Here is a 21,414-nt window from a genome sequence, read left to right on the forward strand (position 1 = left end):
AAAACAAAATTATATCCGTTTATATTATTACCAGTATAAAATTTTTTATTAATTCCTTAAGAATAAATTTCTATAATGAAAACTTTAAAGGTTTAATTATTTTAATTTGTTAATTTTTCTCAAATAATCAGCCACATCATCTAAACCAAGCTTCTTTAAAGTTTCCTCTTTAATATATCCAGTCTCTTTGTCCCAACCAAAACCTTCGTAAGCTTCTTCTAACAATTCATTAGGTTTTTCAACCTTAAGCCCTTTGGCTGGTCCAGATAATATCGGAATTTCCATCCTTTTCGGTAGCTTATCGTGTGACTTTTCAAGACCTTCTCTCAAATTAAATGCCCTTTTTAAATTCCATGATCTTTCCCCTGCTTCAAAAATTTGTAATGGTGTTAAATTAAACCCTGTTAATGAAGAATAAAGAGCCGCTAACCTTTTAGGTGAAAGAGAACCTGTTTCATTAGTAGCTGCATAGAAATTACAATATCCAAGACTATTGATAACTTCGCCATATAAAGCTATAACCCTATATGCTTTTCCTCTATTAACTCCTACCTCTTCTAGTCTATCTGGCAACGGCCAAGGAAGTCCTACATCTCTTAAACCACTGTCAACTCCCATCATGTCATAAGATGGATATATTGGATGCTCATGGCAAGCTCCTCTTGGTCCAACAGAATACTGTATAGCTAAAAACTTAGATTCAACTCTTGGATCGTGCGCTGGAAACTCAAGTCCCTTAACATGGTTAACAAGATCTTCTGAACCTTTTCCAATTTTCTTTGCAGCCCAATAACTTCCTTCTGCCAATAAATTGCCAAAACCCTTTCTATAAGCTATCATGTCAACTAATGTTAAGAAAGTTTCTGCATCTCCCCATTTTAATTTAATTCCGCCTGTTTCCTTTTCCGTGATCATTCCCATCTCATAAGCTTCTATTGCCCATGATATCGTATGCCCTAGAGTAATAGTATCAATACCATAATTATTGGCCATATAATTATACCTTATTATAGCTTCCATATTATCTATCATTGGCATGGCCCCACTCATATCAACAGTTTCATATTCTGGACCTTCGTTTGGTGGTGTTGCAAATGGACCAGCTGCAACGTACGAATATCTGCTACATCCAATTGTACAGCTGTAACAAGCTCTCCTTTTTATCATATAATTGTTTTCTAAATAATCTGCTGATATTTTTCTTGCTTTATCAAAATAACCGGTCCTAAAATTTTGTGTTGGCAGACCACCCATAGCATTTAAGCCCATTAAACCCCCTACAGTTCCGTGAGCTCCCATTGCTCTATTGCCCGGATCGCTTATTATTGCATTTTCTGCTTCATAGCTTAATGAAATAAATTTTTCTGGATCATATACCCTTACGCCATATCCACCCGCTGCAACAATAGCCTTTAATTTTTTTGATCCCATAACAGTGCCTCCACCACTTCTTCCTGCCGCCCTATCATAGTCATTCATTATTGATGCATATTTGACGAGATTTTCCCCACCAGGGCCTATTGTAGCTATAGAAATGTCTTTCGCTCCCACTTCCCTTTTTAATGTATCTGTGGTCTGATGTACAGTCATTCCCCATAAATGGGTAGCATTTCTAATTTCTGCGTTTCCTCCTTCTAAATAAAGGTAAACTGGTTTCTCAGATTTTCCCTTAACTATTATCATATCGAATCCACTAAATTTTAAAAAAGGACCAAATTTTCCTCCTGATCTCGTTTCACCCCAAAAGTTAGTTTGAGGCGATTTAAATGCCCAAAATATATTTCCGCTTCCTGGTGCGAGCGTTCCTGTCATAGGTCCTGCGGTTGCTATCAATAGATTATCAGGCGATAATGGATCTATTAATGGAACTTGTTCATCCCACATTATTTTTGCAGCAAATCCGAGACCACCAATATATAGTTTTGCCCATTCTCTTTTCAAATCATCAATAATTATTTTATTTTTACTTAAATCAACCCTCAATATTTTTCCTGTATATCCATACCATTCGTCCATCTATATCGCCTCCCTTGTTCTTGGGGATGGATATGGGACTATTGGCACCATGCCTTTCTTTTGTAATTCCGCAAAGAAATATCTTTTATAATATGCCGCATCATTTGCCTCTAGATAAGCCAAAGCTCCTTCAGGACATGCCTTAACGCATTGTGGGTCTCCTCCACAAAGATCGCATTTAACCGCTTTCTTTTCAATATGATCTAATGTTATGACCCCATAAGGGCATACTACAATGCAGTTTGTGCAACCATCGCATTTATTTCTATCTATTATAACAGCATATGTATTAGGATCTCTATATATTGCGTTTTCCGGACAAACCCCTGGCATAGCGCAAAGACCGCATTCAATGCAAAATGTTGGCGCATCTAAGGGTTCATTTTCTAGCCTAACGACATGAATTGCTGATAAAGAAGGATCTATTATATTAAAATGTTCAAATGAGCATGCTTCTTCGCATCTTCCACATCCTGTACATCTATCAGGAATAGCCATTAGCATCTTTACCAACAAAACCACCATATTAATATAGATAACCAGAAAATATAACTCTTATTACTATGCTGATATTTATCTAATTTTTATTGTCATATATTATAAAGAATTAACAAATTTTATATTAGTAATAACTTTATTATAAGATTCTTTTTGATCTACAACTTTACCGCCCAATCTTATTATTAAGTCGTTAAATATATCGAATTCTTGCTTTAATCCATTATTTACTATTTTATTAACTTCTCTTATATCAAAATCGTAAGATAAATAATGACCGGATTTTTCTAAAAATGTTGGTGATGGTATAATTAATTTAGCATAATATTTTGCGCTCGTATCTATAATAGGTGTTATTTCAGTTATAAAATCTACATTGCTTAATGATTTAATTAGTTCGTCTCTATTAATCGAATTCGCTATCAAATTATTTCCTATTATTATTAAAGTTTTTAAATTTCTAATGATATCGATGATTTTATTATTTGTTTTTAAATTTAGATCATCTTTATTTGTTAAATATAGATGCTCTATTACGTTACCATTGCTAAACAAAGGTATTAAATAAACGTTTGCATAAAATGATTTCATTATTAAATATAAGTTAAAAAGTTCTTCTGCTATATAATTATTGAATTCGAAAAATAATGCCAATGGTAACTTATTAATAATTTTTAAAATATTTTCAGCTATTTCTTTTATTTCATTATCTAAATTATATGATTTTATTTTATTCAAAAAATTATCAAAATTTTCAAAATGTTCTTCTAAATATCTTTTATCGTAATTTTCTAGGGAAATTATTAGAAATTCTAATGCCCTAAATAAATTTATCATTTTTTCTTGGGAAACTCTTGAATAAAAGTCAGATTGCTCATGGATGGACCTATAATCATTTACATCATCTATTGAAATTAAATTTAATTTTCCTTTCTTCATATTATCTATTAAAATTGAAGAAATTGTAGGATGATGCTTTTCTATATCACCTATAGCTATTATAGTTCCTAAACTTTGTATATCATTAGCCTTTATTATTTTCTCTTTATTTAAATTAGATAAGTATTTTTTAACCGAGTAACCATAATTAAGTTCAATAATATCGAAAACATTATTAGTTTTAATAACATCTTTTGCGATTAGATTTAATAAATAATGTTCTTCCAGTGAAATTCTATTTGCTAGAATAATTCCAACACTGTTTGGTCCATAATTATTTACTGTTTCTTTAATTCTATTTGATAAAATATCTAGTGCTTCATCGTAACTTATTTTTTTCCAACCATTCTCAGACCTTAGCAATGGAAAATATATTCTATCATTACTATAATAAAGGTTTTCCCATTGATATTTGCCTACTATACAGCTTGCTGAAAGCTTTAATTTTGATTCATTACCATATATCATAACAGGTTTTCCATTTGATACACCAACTTTAATGGGGCAAGTGATTGAGCAAAGAGTACATGATGAATCAATAAATTCATTTGGATAGCCATATTTTATTACAAAAGCATCCTCAATTGCCCCACTTGGGCAAACGTCTATACAACTTCTGCAGCTAATACAAGAACTTTTTCCTAGTTTATCTCCTTCAGCAACTATTAATGTGTTAAAGCCTCTGTTAATGCTTCTCCAAACTAATTTTCCTATAACATCCTCACAAACCCTAACACAATTGTAGCAATTAATACATCTGTTCATATTGACATAAATATAAGGGTGACTTGTATCATAAAGTTTTTTATCTTCTTCATATTTGTAACCATCAAGACCGTATTTATTCATCAATTCATGAAATTTTTTATGAGGATATTTATCTTTGTATCCTTTAGGATAATTTTCAGCTAATAATTTTAAATTCGTTTTTCTTAGCTTTTCAATTTCATCATCGTCAGTAACTATTTCAATACCATCTTCTATAAAATTGTTACAAGAAGTAACTATACCTTTGCCTTTAACTTTTACCAAACACAATCTACATGAACCAAACGGAGATAACCTTTCATCATAGCATAGAGTTGGTACATCAAACCCTTTATCTTTTAAAGCATTTAATATTGTGATTTTTTTATCATAAGTATATTCAACTCCATTAATTTTTACTTTCATTTTACCACCTCATTCTTATATTTATTTAAAATCGAAAATGTCACTTCTCCAGCTCCTATTCCTAGACCACACAAACTAGTACGCCTTAAAGATTCTAAAATGTCATATACATCATTTAATTCGTTTTTATCAAAGAACCCCTTAGATATTAAATCTCTTAATTTTTTAGTTCCAAGTCTGCATGGAGTGCATTTACCACAAGATTCGTATGAAGCAAAATCCAATATTTCATATAACAGTTCCGATATGTTGGTTTCCTCATTAAATGCTATTATGTTTCCATGACCTAAAGAGGAACCAATTTCTCTAAGCTCTTCATAACCTAGCCTTGTATTAAGTTCATCTGGCATTATTATACCAGATAATGGTGCTCCTATCAATAATCCTTTTAATGTACCTCTTTTAAGACCTCCTGCATTTTTAATAATTTCTTCTAAAGTTATGCCAAATTCAACTTCATATAGACCTGGCTTTTTAAATAAAGAATTGAGTGATATCAGTTTAGTTCCTCTGCTTTTTGAGAACCCAAATTCATAATATTTACTTCCTCCATTACTAATAATATAAGGGATATTTGAAAGCGTTTCAACATTATTGACGACTGTAGGCTTTCCGAATAAACCCTTTTCTGTTGGATATGGAGGTCTAGAAGTAGGTTCTGGCCTTCTGCCCATAAGGGCATTTATTAACGCAGTTTCCTCTCCTACAACATAGCTTCCTTTTCCTATTTCTACATTAATTTTTGGAATTGTAACATTTTTCTTTTTAAAATAATTCTTTATTTCTATTAAAGCGCTTTTAATTCTATATACACTTTTGGGATATTCCCTCCTTATGTAGAAATAAATCTCATCAGCTCCAATAGCGTAAGCTGCAATTAATGCACCTTCAATAACTAAATATGGAGAAAATTCCATAAGAAATCTATCACTGAAAGCTCCAGGATCACCTTCATCTCCATTAACAATTAGATATTTTTTCTTTTCTTTCTGATTATAAGCAGATTCCCATTTAATGCCTGTAGGAAATCCGGCTCCTCCTCTACCTCTAAGGCCTGACTTTTTTACTTCATTTATTACATCTATTTGGTTCATAGATGTAATAGCATAAGTATATGAATTCATACCTCCTAATTTTATATAATCATTCAGGGTATCTAATTTACTATTAAGAAATTTACTTAGAATAGGCTCTCTCGATAGAACTTCAATCATTGGATAAGAGTCTTCATGAGTAGAAGAAGGTGATAAATAACATTTACCCAAACAATAAGTCCTTGGATATTGATCTTTTGCCTTATTCCAATAGTTTGGTTTTTCACTCCTATTAACAAAACAAGATAACCCCCTACAATATTCTTCTGGCAATTCTTTATCTGAAAAAGTGTAAAATGTATTTATTTCTGTTTTAGGAAGATTAATTCTGATCATTTGACCCACACGTTATTAAGATATTTCAGAAAATAAAAACATTTCACTTTCCAACCAAGGATATTAATAAAATTAATTTTATTTTATAATTAGCTAACTACTCTCATCCTAAAGGACATGGCTTACCATTCGTTTGTAATAACGAGAATGATTGCGAATATCTTAATTTGATAAATATTATAATTGTTTACAATACCAAAGTTTTTAATTTATTCTTTATTTATACATATGGGTGTATAGTGTGATCAAAAAAAGGAATTTTACGATAGATGATATACTTAAACTAACTTCCATTAACGAAGTTAAGATATCTTCCTCAGGCAATATAGCTATATCTTATACTAAATCCGATTTAGAGAAAAACAAAAATAATAATTACATTCATATAATAAAAAATAACAATAAAGAAATTTTTTTGACTAGCGGATCAGATTCTTCACCTAGATGGTCTCCAAATGGAGAAACTCTAGCTTTTTTAAGTAAGAGGGGGGAAAATGAAAACAGCAAAGGTCAAGGGATTTATATTTATAATTTAGAAGGAGAGCCAAAAAACATATCTTGGTTTAAAAATGGAGTCTTAACTTTAGAATGGTATGATAATGAAAACTTGATAGCTATTGTCCCAGAAAACGACAAATATTATGACAATGATGGAGATTATATATCAACAGATAGGCTACCATTTTGGATGGATGATACAGGATTCATTGGGACCTATATCTACACTCTTTATTTTATTAACATTAGTTCAGGTTACGTTAAAGAGCTAAAAAAAGAAGAAAATTATATATATCCTACATCTTTATGCTCATGCAATAAAAACATATTTTATTCTACACCTATTGATATAAGGTTTCCTTATAAGCATAAGCTTGTTAAAATTAATCCTGAAAATAGTGAAGAGAGCACTTTATTGCAAGGGTATTTTATAGAGAGCCTTGCATGCATAAATAATAATTTATATGGATTGATACATAACAATGAAATAGGTATTTCAAGCCATTTTAAACTTTATAGGATTGATGAGAATAAAGCTGATTGTTTAACGTGTAATAAAATTGACAGAAACATACAATCAATAATAGGCCAATATTCTAATGGCATCGCACTGCAAATCTATGATAGAGGATTTTCGAAAATAATTTTATTTAATGATAATTTTAAAGAAATAGTAAGCAATGGTTTTGTTTTAACAGGAAGCTCTAATAAAGATACGTTAGTATATGTTTATGCTGAACCAACTAAGGCCATGGAGGTATATAAATTAGATAATAAAGGAGTTCTAAAATTAACTTCATATAATGATTTCTTAAATGATGTAAATCTATATGAACATAAACATGAAGAAGTTAATGTTAATGGTAAAAAAATTGACGGCTGGATAATTATGCCAGAAGGAAATGATAAGAAACCTTTAATATTATATATACATGGTGGGCCTAAGGGTATGTACGGTTATAATTTCTACCCAGAAATGCAACTTTTTGCATCTAATGGCTATGCAATTGTCTTTGCAAATCCCACAGGCAGTGATGGTTATGATGAAAAGTTCGCAGATATAAGAGGAAAATATGGTGAAGAAGATTTTAATGAATTAATGAATTTTCTAGACTATATCATAAAAAAATACAACATTGACAAAGATAGGATGGCAGTCACTGGTATAAGTTATGGAGGTTACATGACTAATGTATTTATAACAAAGACAAATTTATTTAAAGCGGCCGTTAGTGAAAATGGTATTGCTGATTGGATTTCTGACTATTATGCTTCTGATATAGGATATTTCTTTGATCCAGATCAAATAGGTAAAACACCTCACGAAAATCTTAATGAATATATAAAGAAGAGTCCATTCTATCATATAAACAACGTAACAACACCTGTTTTGTTGATACATAGCAATCAAGATTATAGATGCTTTATTGATCAATCACTGGCTATGCATATATCTCTTTACATGAATAATAAGGAAAGCAGAATTGTTTTATTCACAAAAGGAAGTCATGGTCATAGTACAAAAGCGGAACCAAGACATAGAAAGAAAAGATATGAAATTAAGCTTTCTTTCATCAATGAAAAACTTAAAAAATAATTTTTAAGGTTTATTAACCCTTGTTTTTATTATTTGCTATCATTATTATCCTAAAATATATATAATATATTATAATTCAAAGCGAAATATTTAAAAACTGCAACAATTATGTATATTTTAGACCAAAATGGTGGGAAAATGTTAAGTGGGAAATATTATAAATCTGTATCTAAAAGTATCTTAGTAGTAGTTTTAATAATAATTATTGTAGTGGGAATATCAGTCGCTTTAATGCTTTCAAAGAAGCCTCAAACTACATCAACTTCTAGTAGTACAACTTCTAGTAGTACAACTACATCAACTTCTCAAACTACATCAACTTCTAGTAGTACAACTAGTACGATAGAAAATTCTCTTTCACCACCGCTACCGGAAAGCTATTCTGCTTTAACTAATGTGCCTATAATGGTCGAAATAAACCAAGTTCAAAATGGATATTATGCAATGTTATTCGATGGGGCTGGAAATGAATATAAAGTTACTTCTCAATATACAAACGTTTCATTCAATTATCCTGGACAATATTTAATTTATTATAATTTATATAACAGCAATGGAGCATATGTAGGAAGCTCATTATCAAATTTAATAGAAATAATAGTAGCTCCAAATGTAAATTCATCGTATGCTCCTCTAATTACTGTTCCTGTGATAACATCAAATAAAGGTCCTGTGATAAATGTAGGAGAAACTGTTACATTAAACGCAGGATATTTACAGCCCCCATCAGGACAAAATATTACTATAAAAGAATATGTTTGGAACTTAGGAAATGGAACAGTCTTAACAATACCATCAGTTAATGCAACTGGCTATATAACACAGGTAGTTAAAACTGGCTCAGGAAATACAACATACCTAGCCCCTCAAGAAAATCCAATAAACATTACATTCACTAAGCCAGGATTATATCCAGTTAGCTTAACTATAGTTACTGAAAATGTAAGTAATGGAAAATCATATAATTATACAACATATAAAACTTTTGCCGTTTATTCAAGCAATTATCCATTTAATCTATATTCACCTCAAGTTTCAGTGCCAAATCAAGGAGTAATTGTTGATGCAGAAGTGGTTCCAGGTGGTCCATTTACATTTGATCCGGACCTATTTCCAGATACAGTTAGCAACGAAATAATAAACAATGTATATGGGGCCCTATTATGGTACTATCAATCAAGCATAAGCAAGTTTGTGCCAATGATAGCTGAATATATACCTACTGTTGGCAATTGGTCTAACGTAACAGCTAGATACACTTATGGCGCAATTTCTCCCAATTATACAGTATACATTTTCAAAATAAGGCCTGGTCTAAAGGCATCTAATGGAGATCCTATAACAGCGTATGATGTATGGTATAGTATGATAAGGGCATTAGTATGTGCTGGAGGTATACCGGCAGGTTCAGGTACAAACTTAGCGCCTTTTACTGTACCAAATTATACACTCTTTACTTTTATTGTCACTTCACCCAACGATTCTCTAGGCGCTAAGGAAATAATGGAGTCAGTATCTTATAACAACCAAACTAACACAGTAACTTTTCATTTAATACAACCTGTGACACCTATATTTTTCTTCAATATGATGACAACATTTGATTATGTAATGGATGCTAAATGGTTAAATCAAGTTGGAGATGGATTAAACTTAACCGGCTATTATAACAACAATTATACTCAATTAGCACAATCATTTTATCAATACCAGCAGACTTGTATCGCTGGTAATTATAATACAAACGTTCAATGGCCAGCTCCAAATGCTGGATTTACAGGACCATATTATATAGCATCATTTACTCCTGGACAATCAGTTGTTTTAAAGCCTAACCCGTATTGGCCTAATAATATAACATATTTCCCAAAACCAAATGAAACAGTTATAGTAGATTGGGTTAAAGACCCAACAACAGCAATAAATATGCTTGCAAGTGGACAAGCAGATATAGTTACTTTTCCAAAAAGCAGTCCAGCTCCTTACCTCCCCACTTTATTACAATTGCAAAGCCAAGGAAAAATAAAAATGTACAATGAACCATCTTTGAATGAATGGTGGTTTGCGTTTAACTTAAATATAAGCGTTCCATTATTAAAACAAATCAATCCATCTTACAGCATACCATCATATTATTTCGCAAACCCGTTAGTAAGAGAGGCATTTGCTTATGCTTTTAATTATTCAGAGTACATAAATGATGTATTAGGAAATGCCAAATATCATGTAAATCTCGGCAATCCATGGTGCGGAATATTAATACCAGGCCTTGATTATTCTATACCACCATCAGATTTCACAGGCTGTCCAACATTTAATTTAACTTATGCAAAGCAATTAATGGAAGAATCAGGTTTTTACAATATAACAGTTAACTTCCCAATAATAGTATCAAGCGGTGATACTGTTGATTACACAGCAGCAGAGATGTGGGCGCAGGCATTACATGAAATAGATCCAAACATAAATGCACAACCTTTATACATGCCATTCTCAACTATAATATCATATTTGATACCCGGACAAAATCCTTTACCTGTTTATTATTTAGATTGGAATGGAATACCATTAACATGGTATTGGTTACCATTCATATATCAACAAGGAGGTATATACCCAGCACCTGATGGTTGGGATGTCGGATACTTAGAGCAATTATCACATCAGTTTAACAGCACAAATAATACCTATGTAGGTTCATTAATGTGGCAGGAAGCTCAACAATACAAACAATTAAATAATTTGATAGTTCAAGCAGATTTAGCAGATGAAGAAGGTTGGAGCAATGCTACTCAAATAATACATAATGCACAACAGCTAGCAATAAATCAATATCAATTTGTATATGTTGTCATACCTAGCAAGTTCTGGATATTAGGATCATATATGAATGCATATCAAAACAACTTAGCATGGCAATCAAATCCTGCTATAACCAACGGATTAGAGTCATTCTTCTGGTGGTGGGAAAAACCATAACTTTTTATTTTTATTTTTTATAAATAAAATGAGTACCCTTAATGCTTAATAACTCTAGATTCTTAGAAACCTTTTAATCGAGGATGGCCCTCAGGCGGTCGATTTATGTCATTAGATCCAACATTTAGGCATCTTTGCCCCAATTGCGGAAAAGAGATAACTTCAGTAAGATTAGAGAAAGGACTACCTTGTAATCAATGCTTAGAAGTAGAAATAGAAAATAATGATCCAATTTCTATTGGTGAAGCCTTGAGAAAAAGGGGGAAATTATATGGATATTCCTGGCTCTATTATTTGGAAAAAAGTTATAATGAATTCAAAGAATATTTCGAAAAAACAACAAGTTATTATTTATCAAGTGCCCAAAAAAGCTGGGCTAGAAGGCTTTTATATCCTGAAAGCTTTTCTATTGTTGCTCCTACTGGAGTAGGAAAAACAACCCTTTTAATGGCCTATACCGCCTTCAGGGCCATTAATGGATTAGATAGAAAAATTTTATATTTAACACCAACAGAAAATTTAGTCGCACAAACAGCAGAAAGATTAAAAGGCTTTATAAATGATGGAATAGCTTTTTATTATTCTTCTATGCCCAAAAATATGAAGGAAGATATGCTATTAAAAATAGAAAAAGGTGATTACAAAGTATTAATAATAACTCCTGGATATTTAACTAAAAAGTTTAATAAATTAAAAGAGTTCTCACCTTTTGGATTGATAGTTGTTGATGATGTAGATAGCCTTTTAAGGAATAGCAAAAATATAGACAGGGTTCTAATACTATTAGGATTTACAGAAGAAAGCGTTGAAACAGCTTATAAGTTGGTTACTAAAAAAATGGATTTCAGTATAGCGTTATCTAACAAAAAAGAAGATAAAATAAAACAACTAGAGCAAGAAATTTCTGATTTGCAAATGAGCCTTTTAAATAGTAACAATGAAGAAATAAAAGGTCAACTAATAATAGCCTCTGCAACAGGTAGGCCCAAAGGTATTAAACATTTGATATTCAGAGAACTATTGGGTTTTGAAATTGGTGGAGGTACAGATTATTTAAGAAATGTTTTTGACACATATATTATATCAAAAGATATGTTAAACGAAGCTATACAACTGGTTAAGAAGCTTGGTAAAGGAGGCATTATTTTTATTTCGCAATCATATGGAAAAAACGTTGTAAAACCATTAATAAATATGCTAAAAGAAAATGGAATAAATGCTATACAAGCTATAACTAATTCAAGAAGAGCTGTTGAGAAACTTGAAAAAGGAGATGCAGATATTATTATAGGCTTAGCAAGCAGATATGGTACTGTTGTAAGAGGTATCGATTTGCCAGAAATCATAAAATATGCTATATTTATAGGAACGCCTGCTAGAAAACTTGAGTTTAAAACAGCTATGATATCTCCGCAGAGACTTTTAAGGATTGTAATGTTTTTAGAAGAAAAAAATCAATCGTATTCGAGTTTGCGGAAGAGTTTGGAAAGCTTTTTATCAAAATATAGTGAACAATCACCAATAGTCGCAGCAGTATTAAGAGGAGAAATGGAAGCAAAGGGTATATTAAAAGTTCTGAAGGATTTAGTTAGTAATTCTATTGATAAAGTATATAAAGAAATGATAAATTATATTCCAAATGATGGAGATAGGATAAAAATAGGCTCTTTTGTTATTAGAAATGAAAAAGGACAGCTTTATCTATATTCATCTGATGGGCCAACATATTTACAAGCAAGCGGGAGAACAAGCAGATTATATCATGGTCATATGACAAAGGGTCTTTCCATAATAATCGATGAAATTCCTGAGCTTATAGAATCAATAAGCGAAAAACTAAAGTACATAAGTCAAGCGAATTTTATTAAATTCGATGAACTGAATTTAGATGAAGTAAAGAAGGAAATAGAAGATTCAAGAAAAATAAACGGAGGTAAAAAAGTAAATATCGTGAGTGAGCTTATTATAGTTGAAAGCCCAACCAAAGCTAAGACAATAGCTAGCTTTTGGGGAAAGCCTGCTAGGAGGAGAGAGGGAAACCTAAACATTTATGAAACAACAACTGTTGATCCAATAACCAATACCGTCTATCTCTTAACAATAACTGCTTCAAAAGGTCATGTATATGAGCTAATAGTTGACGATGATAATGAATCGTGCTATGGCATAAACCTAATTGATAGTACAATAAGCCCGATTTATACTTCAATTAAAAAATGCTTAAAATGTGGATATCAATTTACTCAAGAAGTCAACAAGTGCCCTAGATGCGGATCATCTGCTGTCATAACATCAGAGTCTATTTTACAATCTATAAAAAGACTTGCAACAGAAGTTGACCAAATAATAATAATGACAGATCCTGATAGAGAAGGAGAAAAAATTGCTTGGGATCTTTACTTAGCCTTAAAACCATATAACAAAAACATTTACAGATCAGCATTTCATGAAGTCACATTAAATGCTGTATTAGAAGCATTAAGACAACCAGGGCAGATACATAAAGGGTTAGTAAACGCACAAATAGCCAGAAGAATAGACGACAGATGGATTGGATTTTCAACAAGCAAATACCTTCAAAATAAGTATAGTAAACTTTGGTTAGGAGCAGGTAGAGTTCAAACTCCTGTATTGGGATGGGTTATTGAAAGATACAATGAATACAAGAAAGAAATGGGATTTAAAATAAAAGTTAAGCTGCCAAGTCAAAATTATATTTATTATTATACAAAGGACAAAGAACAAGCAGAAAAAGCGATCAAGGAGGGCAAGCTAAAAGCTATAACAGTTAAGGTGTATAATGAAGAAGTTAATCCATTGCCTCCATATACTACTGATGCATTAATTTTTGATGCAAGCCAAAAGTATGGTTACACAGCACAACTAACAATGAAATTAGCCCAAGATCTGTTTTATTCTGGTTTAATAACATATCACAGAACAGATTCAATAAGGATATCTCAAACAGGTATGCAAATAGCAAAAGAGTATTTGGAAAAGGCCAACTTAATTCAATATTACAAACCAAGAACTTGGGGAAATGAAGGTGCTCATGAAGCAATAAGAATAACAAAACCATTAAATGCTCAAGAATTAGAGAGAGCTGTATTAGAAAGAACAATTAGGGTGCCTGTGGAACTAAACCAATTCCATTACAAGTTATATCAATTAATATTTGAAAGGTTTATTGCAAGTCAAATGAGCTCATCAATAATAGAAAAAGCAATCGTAAAGCTTATCCTAGGGGATTTAGAGCAAGAAAAAGAGTTTAATATTAATATAGTAAAAGAGGGTTTCACGATAATAACTAAGCCATCGTTAGAAAATTGGATTAAAAAGGAAACAAATATTGAATACGAAATACCATTAAATGACTTGATATACTATAAAGGAAGCTTAATAGAGCTATATAAAAATGGGGATTTAGTTATGCTAATGAAAAAGAAAAATATTGGAAGGCCTAGTACATATGCAAAGGTTATAGAGTCTAACATAAGACATGGTTATGTAATAGAGAGCAAAAAGAAAAAATATATAATACCAACTAAATCAGGCATAGAAATATATAATGATCTAATGGAATCGATTTTTAAAGACTTATTAACAGAAGAAAGCAGCAGAATACTTGAAAGCCAGCTAGACATGATAGAAAACGAGAAATTGTCTCCAGTAGATTTTATTAATGAAATTTATGATGAAATATTTGTTAAAAAGCTAAACAACTATTGTAAGCTTAATAAAAGAAACTAGTTATATATATAATTTCTGAAGTCAATCTATTTATGGGCGATTAAAATGGAAGAAAGAATAAAAATAAACCTCGGTAAGGATCCAGCTGAGGATTATGCACTGCAAGCAATCTTAGAATTAAACAAAGGATCGAAACAAATAGAACTAACAGGTGTAGGAGAAAATGTTTGCAAAGTTGCAGAAGTTTATTTGGCTATGAAATCTAGATTAGGAGAAAATTTGAAGATATCTTCTTCATCTATAGGAACCTCAAAATATAAAGGTAAGAAAAGTAGCTATTTAACTATAGTTATAGAAAAAACTACATAAGCTCAGACGGGGATATTATCTTCATCATTTCCGACGATATCAGCGTCATCACTGCTCATTTTATCAATTAAATTATAAGCCCTCTGTAACACAGGCCAAGCTCATCTTATCGCACCTGCAGCGGTCTTCATCGGGCAATATCTATATTATTCAGTGAAAATTTAAATATGCAAATAGACATTTTATAATTTAGAGGTGGAAAATTGTATAAAAAGATCTTAGTTGGTTATGATGGTTCTGAAGGTGGGGAAAGAGCTCTTGCAAAAGCTATAGAATTGGGGAAAAACCTTAATTCTGAATTATGTTTAATTACTGTAGTACCACCTGCGTCAGTAATAGTTGGGGAAATAGTTAGTCCTGATATAATAAACACTGCAACAATTATTGATTCTACAAAGAAAAAGCTCGATGAAGTAGCAAAGAAATTAGAATCTGAAGGGATAAAAGTTAAATATGAAGTCTTATCTGGCGATCCTGCAGATACTATAATAAGCTATGCAGAATCTAATGGATGCGATCTGATAGTATTAGGTAGAAGAAGACTTTCTAGGTTTGAAAGGTTAATTTTAGGCAGCGTTACAAGTAAAGTTGCAGGTAAATCAATAAATTCAGATGTTTTAGTTGTTCCCTAACCCCTTTTATTTGGAATTAATGGTAGCAATGCTGTAGATACGACACCTATAATAGCGAATAGTATCATATCGTTAACCAATCCAATTTTGTTTAATAAAATACCTCCTACTAATATTCCGATGGCCCCACCAACAGTATTACCAATTCCCCATATGAGGGAATTAGCCCTTGCTGACAAACTTCTATCGACTATTTGGCCTACATAACCTAAAAGAACTGGAAAACCGCTAAATGCAAACAATGAGAATAGCATAAACATTATTGACATTATTATAGGATTTTTTATAAATAAAAAAGCTATATAAAATAAAGTTGCAAAAATAGTAGTTAAATATACAACTTTCTTCCCTCCTATATCACCAGTTAATTTTCCAAAATAAGGCTGACCAAATATAGCAGTTGCATATGATACAGTTAATATAATACTCATTAATATTTTGGAATTATACAAATGATCCAAATAGGTAGGTGCATATGTTTGCACTCCTGCAATAAAAATTGCTCTAATAAAAACTACTATAGTTAATGGAATCAAAATATAATAAAAAGAATTTATAGTTAATTCATCGTTAGATTTTTCAAAGTTAGATTTTTCAAACGGTTTTTTATCAATTTTAATTTTTATTGGTCTTAGACCATAAAATACTATTGATCCAAGTATAATTGTGTAAACCCCTATAATGGATAAGCCTAGAGTGCCACCAAGATATTTTATCATAAATACTATCACGATTGGAAATAAAGCTCTTCCTAAACTTCCAAATGAACCGTTAATTCCAAGAGCTCTTGGTGAATCCTTAGGATCAAAACTATGCTGAAGTATCGATCCGCCTAGTGAATGATAAAATGATAAACCTGAGCCTAGCATTATTGATGCAATAGATATATACAATAAATTATATTTAAGTGAAGAAAAAGAAATTCCATATACGATTATAGATATACCTATTAATGTGTAACCTAAAAACATTAATCTTGCATGGCTACCGCTTTTATCTGCTGTTCTTCCGACCCATATGCTTATTAAACCTGATAATATGTTTATTAATGCACCCATAACACCTAAATATGAGGCTGAAATCTTCATATCCAAATAATAAGCAATCAATATTGAAAATACAACAATAAAGCTATCATTTAAGAAGTGACCTAATGAAGTAAATATTAGTGATCTTAGTTTTTGATCCATTTTTTCATCCTAGTGAAATTTAATTTCTTGCATTAAAAATTTATCTATATATAATAAATATATCTTAAATTTCTTTAATTAATGAAATTGTTTTGTAATTACGTTAAGAGAAACACTAGCTGCATTTATTATTGAGTTATAGTAATCACCTACCTTATTTTTTATTACATTATTACTAACTACTAAAATACAGGCAGACTTAATATTTCTTAAATTAGACAATGCAAAAAGTGTTGCACATTCCATCTCTACACCTATAAATCCCAACTTTCTTATAGTATCTATATAGTTACTTTCAGCATAAAAAGAATCACTTGAAAAAACAGAACCTATATAATATTTAATTTTCTTTTTATTTAATTCGTTAACTAATTCATATAACAATTCATAGCTTGGAGCTGTATTAGGGCATATGTTATTGAAATATAGTCCTAAGCCTGCTCCTCCATAGGAAAAAGAACCTCCTGTTGGTACAATTATATCTCCTATATCAATTTCATTAACAATCGAGCCTACAGTCCCTAATCTTATAATATACTTTGTGCCTAATTTTATTAGCTCTTCTATAACAATTGCGGCACTTGGCCCACCCATACCATGAGCGGCTAAACCTACTTCCACATTATTGTAATATCCTTTGTAAACAAATAAGTCTCTACTTTTACTGACTAATATAGGATCTCTTAAAAGCTTTGATACCATTTGAACTCTTTGAGGATCACCCATAATAATCATTCTTTCTGGAGCTTCCTCTGCGTCTAAATGGTATACCTTTTTCAATTATATCACCGTATAGAAATAATTAGAATAAGATTAAATATCAGGCGGTCCTTGAATTGATATATATATCCTTAAATTATACGGTAAACTATAACAATAATTTCCTCTTTCTAATAAACCATTGGAAACTAAAGACTCAATAATTTGAATTGAATTTTTTATTCCCTTTCTGTTTAAATCCATAACTGCTCTTAAGTCACCAACTGAAATGTTTTCTAAAAAATATCTAAATACTTTCTTCTCCTCATCACTTAAATTCCTAGCCTTTTCTAAAATTTTTGATGATTCAATTAGCCAAGTTTCCATTAGTTCCTCCTCCTATAAGTACGTATTTAACTGAGATATAAACAATTTTGATTCTTATTTAGAGAATTAAATATTAATAGAATATAAATTTTCTTTATTGAATTTAATTTTTATTAGATTTAATAAGTTTTATGATTACGAGGACTATGGGGGGAAAATGCAAATAAAAATAAATTATGAATCATGCCAAAAAATAGGAAAATTATTAGAAAAAATTAAACCAATAAAAATAGACATGTATGATGACGAAGATTTTTTCCCTCCATTATCTTCTCCTAAAGAGGATGTCTTATTATATTTCTTAGTTATGGTATCTATAGATCATAGATTAAGTTATCATGATAGACCCTATGAAGGAATTATAGAAGGAAAATATTATCATGGTGCTGATGCATTATACAAACTTGGTAGCATAAAATATAAAGAAGATCCCTCATTTTTCTATCCAGAAAACTTGTCAAATTTAAATCAAGATAATATGATAAAATGGCTAACCATAGAGAATAAAAATAGAAAAATCTATCCAAGCGATATTATGGTTAGATTAGAACTAGTTAAAGATATTGGTAATAAAATTAAGAAAAATTTTTATGATCCATATGATATAATAACAATTTCTAAAGGATATTTAAGGAGAGGGGTAAACGATGGATTTATAGATTTATTAAAGATATTTAAAGCTTATCAAGATCCTGTTGAGAAAAAATCCTTTTTATTAGCAAAGTTTTTAGAAAGGAGAGGAATATTAAATATAAATGATCCTTTTAATAAAGAAGTACCTATAGATAATCATTTAACGAGGATTGCACTTAGATTAGGACTGGTAGAAACAGATGAATTGACTAGAGAAAAGATAGCTGCTCAAGAAGAATTCTCTGAGTTTGAAGATATAATATTAAGAATTTCTATAAGACAGGCTTATAAAATTGTATCACAATCATCAGGAATTGATCCTTTTATAATGGACGATATATTGTGGTCATTTGGAAGAAAATGCTGTAAAATTAATGAACCAGTCTGCATGACAACTTGTAACGATGAATGTAAAAAAATTACAGGTTGCAAACAAGGTTGCGTATTAGCAAAAGAATGTAAGGCTTATTCTGATAAAATATATATGATACCAGAGCATAACTTTAAAAAAACATGGTGGTATTAGGGCGGTATAATGTACCTAACTAAAGAAGAAGAAAAAATATTAAATGGAGAATATGGTTGGGGATTAGCTAAAGCAATGCAAGTTATAGTTAGCGTTGGGGATTCATTAAACTCAGAAAAGCTAATCGGCATAACACACGCTCACATTTCCGGTGTATCTTATGGTAATATTGGTGAACCTGGTAAGAAATTAATAAAACAATTTTCGGATGAAGGGATAAAATTTTCTGTAAAAACTACTGTTAATCCAATTGGATATGACACGTTAGATTATGATGCAATCCCATTTACAAAAATCGATAGAAATTATATAAAAGGGCAAGAAGAAGTATTAAGATCTTTGCAAAAAATGGGGGCTGATTTAACATTGTCATGCACGCCATATTACTTGCCTATGGTTAATGAAATCAAAATAGGATCAAGTGTTGCATGGGGAGAATCAAATGCTGTAGTTTATGGAAACAGTGTTTTAGGTATTAAAACAAATAGGGAAGGCGGTCCTATTTCTTTAATGGCAGCCATAGTTGGTAAAATATATTATTATGGCCTCCACATAGAGGAAAATAGAATACCGGAAATAAAGTATAAAGTTAATAAACCAGAAAATTATGAAATTAATGAAGTAAGAGCAAGTATTATAGGTGAAATAATATCAAAAATCCATAATAATGATAAACCCCCATATTTATACGAAAAATTAAGAAATGAAACAACCGTTAAGGAGTTCTCTGCATCAATTGGAGCTGCAGGTAATTTGGCAATGGTAGTTATAAAAGGAATAACTCCTATTAAATTTAACGAAAAAGAAATAAATGAGACTATAACTATTGACTTTAATGATATTAAAAAGAGAGAAGATGAATTAAAGCCTAATGATAAGCCCGACTTAATATATTTTGGATGCCCTCATACAAGCAAATATGAAATTGAAAAAATTGCAAAGTACTTGAAAAAAGTTGATAATCTAAAAACCCAGATTGTTATAACATCATCGAGAAATGAAATGAGCAAAATAGATAAAGACGTTCTAAACATCTTAAAATCGAAAAACGTTAAACTGATTGGAGATACTTGCTTAATAGTTAGCCCATTTGGATATCATGGACTAAATGTTGTAACAAATAGCTATAAAGCATATTTTTATTTATCTAAAAAAGGTATTAATGTATCTTTAATTTCTTTAGATGATCTAGAAGAGGTATTGAGATTATGAAAGAATTTACGGGGAGAGCTCTAGTAAAAGGTGAAACTGAAGGTGAGGCCTTAGTAATTAACGAAATTAGCTTTTATGGAGACGTAAATCCTTATAATGGGAACCTAGTTGATGGAAGAAATGTAAAAGATAAAATAATAGTTGCGTATAAACCGAGGGGAAGCACTGTAGGGTCATATATTATATATGCTTTAAAAGAAAACGGTTTTTCACCTAAGGCTATAGTTATGGGCAAATCAGAACCTATTATAATAGCTGGGTGCGTTTTAGCCAACATACCTCTAGTAGATAACATAGATGTTAATGCTTTGAGAGAAATAAAAGATGGTGATAGAATTATAGTTAAGAACGAAAAAGTAATATTATTAAAATAACTTTATATAACTTTATAAACCTCAGACCATTTATTATTTATAGGCGATGCTTATTGAAGTAGGAAATAAGTGGAATAGGAGGTCAATTTCAAAAGGTTTGATTATTTCTGTTTTTGTAATTGTTGTGGTTATTATAGTTGGAGCATATATAGGAATTACATATATTAATAAAAATAAAACAACAACGCAATCAAGTTCTACAAGCTCGCAATCCTTATCAATACTTAAACCAGCTTCGCCAGCATCGTTAACAGCTGTTGCGAATAGTCCATTAAGTGTTTTCTTACCGGAATATACACCTTCTAATGGAGTTTACGCTTTAGTTTATACAGGTAATGGAAGTATTATAAATACAACAACTAATTATGTTAACCTTAAATATAAATATCCGGGTGTTTATCTAATTTATTATGTAGTTTATCAAAAAGGTATTCTCTATGGTTCTTCATATCAAAGTCTCATGAGAATAGTTATAACTCCAAATATAAGCTTATCTTTGTCTCAATATTTAACTGTCCCCACTATAACTTTTAACTCAACAGAAAATCCAACTGCTCCTCTATTTAATGTTT

General features: G+C 30.8%; 15 protein-coding genes and 1 pseudogene. 9 read left to right on the forward strand and 7 right to left on the reverse strand.

What is annotated here, in order from left to right; all coding sequences use genetic code 11:
• Window positions 1-96: 96 nt before the first annotated feature.
• The 4 genes from ACP5GV_RS04920 to ACP5GV_RS04935 form a co-directional block, all read right to left on the reverse strand.
• Window positions 97-2,016 carry an aldehyde ferredoxin oxidoreductase family protein gene (locus tag ACP5GV_RS04920; RefSeq protein ID WP_292319730.1) on the reverse strand — a complete coding sequence of 640 codons (1,920 nt, stop codon included), beginning with the start codon at window positions 2,014-2,016 and terminating at the stop codon, window positions 97-99.
• Window positions 2,017-2,520 carry a 4Fe-4S dicluster domain-containing protein gene (locus ACP5GV_RS04925; protein ID WP_292319746.1) on the reverse strand — a complete coding sequence of 168 codons (504 nt, stop codon included), beginning with the start codon at window positions 2,518-2,520 and terminating at the stop codon, window positions 2,017-2,019. It lies immediately after the preceding gene.
• A gap of 93 nt (window positions 2,521-2,613) precedes the next feature.
• On the reverse strand, window positions 2,614-4,626 hold the full coding sequence (locus ACP5GV_RS04930; RefSeq protein ID WP_428102611.1) for a molybdopterin-dependent oxidoreductase: 2,013 nt from the start codon (window positions 4,624-4,626) through the stop codon (window positions 2,614-2,616).
• On the reverse strand, window positions 4,623-6,056 hold the full coding sequence (locus ACP5GV_RS04935) for a complex I 51 kDa subunit family protein (protein ID WP_428069023.1): 1,434 nt from the start codon (window positions 6,054-6,056) through the stop codon (window positions 4,623-4,625). Before ACP5GV_RS04935 ends, ACP5GV_RS04930 begins: the two co-directional genes overlap by 4 nt.
• A gap of 241 nt (window positions 6,057-6,297) precedes the next feature.
• Between ACP5GV_RS04935 and ACP5GV_RS04940 the strand changes: the two genes are divergently transcribed.
• From ACP5GV_RS04940 to ACP5GV_RS04960, 5 genes are all read left to right on the forward strand, one after another.
• Window positions 6,298-8,151, forward strand: a complete 1,854-nt coding sequence (locus tag ACP5GV_RS04940; protein WP_428102614.1) for a S9 family peptidase — start codon at window positions 6,298-6,300, stop codon at window positions 8,149-8,151.
• 138 nt (window positions 8,152-8,289) lie between these two features.
• Entirely contained in the window at window positions 8,290-11,130 is a 2,841-nt protein-coding gene (locus ACP5GV_RS04945) for an ABC transporter substrate-binding protein (RefSeq protein WP_428102616.1), read from the forward strand.
• A 105-nt stretch (window positions 11,131-11,235) separates the two neighbouring features.
• Window positions 11,236-14,880 (forward strand): reverse gyrase, encoded by a 3,645-nt coding sequence (gene rgy, locus ACP5GV_RS04950; protein ID WP_428102618.1) that lies wholly within the window; start codon window positions 11,236-11,238, stop codon window positions 14,878-14,880.
• A 45-nt stretch (window positions 14,881-14,925) separates the two neighbouring features.
• Window positions 14,926-15,189, forward strand: coding sequence for a DNA-binding protein (locus ACP5GV_RS04955; protein ID WP_428069015.1), 264 nt, complete (start codon window positions 14,926-14,928; stop codon window positions 15,187-15,189).
• A 203-nt stretch (window positions 15,190-15,392) separates the two neighbouring features.
• Entirely contained in the window at window positions 15,393-15,821 is a 429-nt protein-coding gene (locus ACP5GV_RS04960; protein WP_428069013.1) for a universal stress protein, read from the forward strand.
• On the opposite strand, the gene ACP5GV_RS04965 is transcribed toward ACP5GV_RS04960, so the two are convergent.
• The 3 genes from ACP5GV_RS04965 to ACP5GV_RS04975 all read right to left on the reverse strand — a co-directional run bounded on the left by ACP5GV_RS04965 (window position 15,818) and on the right by ACP5GV_RS04975 (window position 18,097).
• The gene (locus ACP5GV_RS04965) at window positions 15,818-17,011 is read right to left on the reverse strand and encodes an MFS transporter (RefSeq protein ID WP_428102621.1); all 1,194 of its coding nucleotides are present in this window, start codon (window positions 17,009-17,011) and stop codon (window positions 15,818-15,820) included. The two genes, ACP5GV_RS04960 and ACP5GV_RS04965, sit on opposite strands and share 4 nt — an antisense overlap.
• 78 nt (window positions 17,012-17,089) lie before the next feature.
• Window positions 17,090-17,791, reverse strand: a complete 702-nt coding sequence (locus ACP5GV_RS04970) for a purine-nucleoside phosphorylase (RefSeq protein ID WP_428102623.1) — start codon at window positions 17,789-17,791, stop codon at window positions 17,090-17,092.
• 33 nt (window positions 17,792-17,824) lie between these two features.
• Complete coding sequence (locus ACP5GV_RS04975; RefSeq protein ID WP_428102625.1) at window positions 17,825-18,097, reverse strand: PolB1-binding protein PBP2 family protein; 273 nt, start codon at window positions 18,095-18,097, stop codon at window positions 17,825-17,827.
• Between the two features lie 157 nt (window positions 18,098-18,254).
• Here ACP5GV_RS04975 and ACP5GV_RS04980 point away from each other — a divergent pair, with 157 nt between their 5' ends.
• From ACP5GV_RS04980 to ACP5GV_RS04995, 4 genes and pseudogenes are all read left to right on the forward strand, one after another.
• Window positions 18,255-19,256 carry a hypothetical protein gene (locus ACP5GV_RS04980; RefSeq protein ID WP_292319019.1) on the forward strand — a complete coding sequence of 334 codons (1,002 nt, stop codon included), beginning with the start codon at window positions 18,255-18,257 and terminating at the stop codon, window positions 19,254-19,256.
• 9 nt (window positions 19,257-19,265) lie between these two features.
• Entirely contained in the window at window positions 19,266-20,468 is a 1,203-nt protein-coding gene (locus tag ACP5GV_RS04985; RefSeq protein ID WP_428102627.1) for an aconitase X catalytic domain-containing protein, read from the forward strand.
• Window positions 20,465-20,842, forward strand: a complete 378-nt coding sequence (locus ACP5GV_RS04990) for an aconitase X swivel domain-containing protein (protein ID WP_292319017.1) — start codon at window positions 20,465-20,467, stop codon at window positions 20,840-20,842. The genes ACP5GV_RS04985 and ACP5GV_RS04990 overlap by 4 nt, the downstream gene beginning before the upstream one ends.
• A 46-nt stretch (window positions 20,843-20,888) precedes the next feature.
• Window positions 20,889-21,414, forward strand: a pseudogene (locus ACP5GV_RS04995) (ABC transporter substrate-binding protein); the annotation flags it as partial.

The sequence above is a fragment of the Caldisphaera sp. genome (assembly GCF_049974385.1).
Lineage (GTDB): Archaea > Thermoproteota > Thermoprotei_A > Sulfolobales > Acidilobaceae > Caldisphaera.

What these genes read in the sequence shown, in the direction of transcription:
- ACP5GV_RS04920 (WP_292319730.1), bottom strand. Translation starts at nt 2,016, where the DNA reads ATGGACGAATGGTATGGATATACAGGAAAAATATTGAGGGTTGATTTA.
- ACP5GV_RS04925 (WP_292319746.1), bottom strand. Translation starts at nt 2,520, where the DNA reads ATGCTAATGGCTATTCCTGATAGATGTACAGGATGTGGAAGATGCGAA.
- ACP5GV_RS04930 (WP_428102611.1), bottom strand. Translation starts at nt 4,626, where the DNA reads ATGAAAGTAAAAATTAATGGAGTTGAATATACTTATGATAAAAAAATC.
- ACP5GV_RS04935 (WP_428069023.1), bottom strand. Translation starts at nt 6,056, where the DNA reads ATGATCAGAATTAATCTTCCTAAAACAGAAATAAATACATTTTACACT.
- ACP5GV_RS04945 (WP_428102616.1), top strand. Translation starts at nt 8,290, where the DNA reads ATGTTAAGTGGGAAATATTATAAATCTGTATCTAAAAGTATCTTAGTA.
- rgy (WP_428102618.1), top strand. Translation starts at nt 11,236, where the DNA reads ATGTCATTAGATCCAACATTTAGGCATCTTTGCCCCAATTGCGGAAAA.
- ACP5GV_RS04955 (WP_428069015.1), top strand. Translation starts at nt 14,926, where the DNA reads ATGGAAGAAAGAATAAAAATAAACCTCGGTAAGGATCCAGCTGAGGAT.
- ACP5GV_RS04965 (WP_428102621.1), bottom strand. Translation starts at nt 17,011, where the DNA reads ATGGATCAAAAACTAAGATCACTAATATTTACTTCATTAGGTCACTTC.
- ACP5GV_RS04975 (WP_428102625.1), bottom strand. Translation starts at nt 18,097, where the DNA reads ATGGAAACTTGGCTAATTGAATCATCAAAAATTTTAGAAAAGGCTAGG.
- ACP5GV_RS04980 (WP_292319019.1), top strand. Translation starts at nt 18,255, where the DNA reads ATGCAAATAAAAATAAATTATGAATCATGCCAAAAAATAGGAAAATTA.
- ACP5GV_RS04985 (WP_428102627.1), top strand. Translation starts at nt 19,266, where the DNA reads ATGTACCTAACTAAAGAAGAAGAAAAAATATTAAATGGAGAATATGGT.
- ACP5GV_RS04990 (WP_292319017.1), top strand. Translation starts at nt 20,465, where the DNA reads ATGAAAGAATTTACGGGGAGAGCTCTAGTAAAAGGTGAAACTGAAGGT.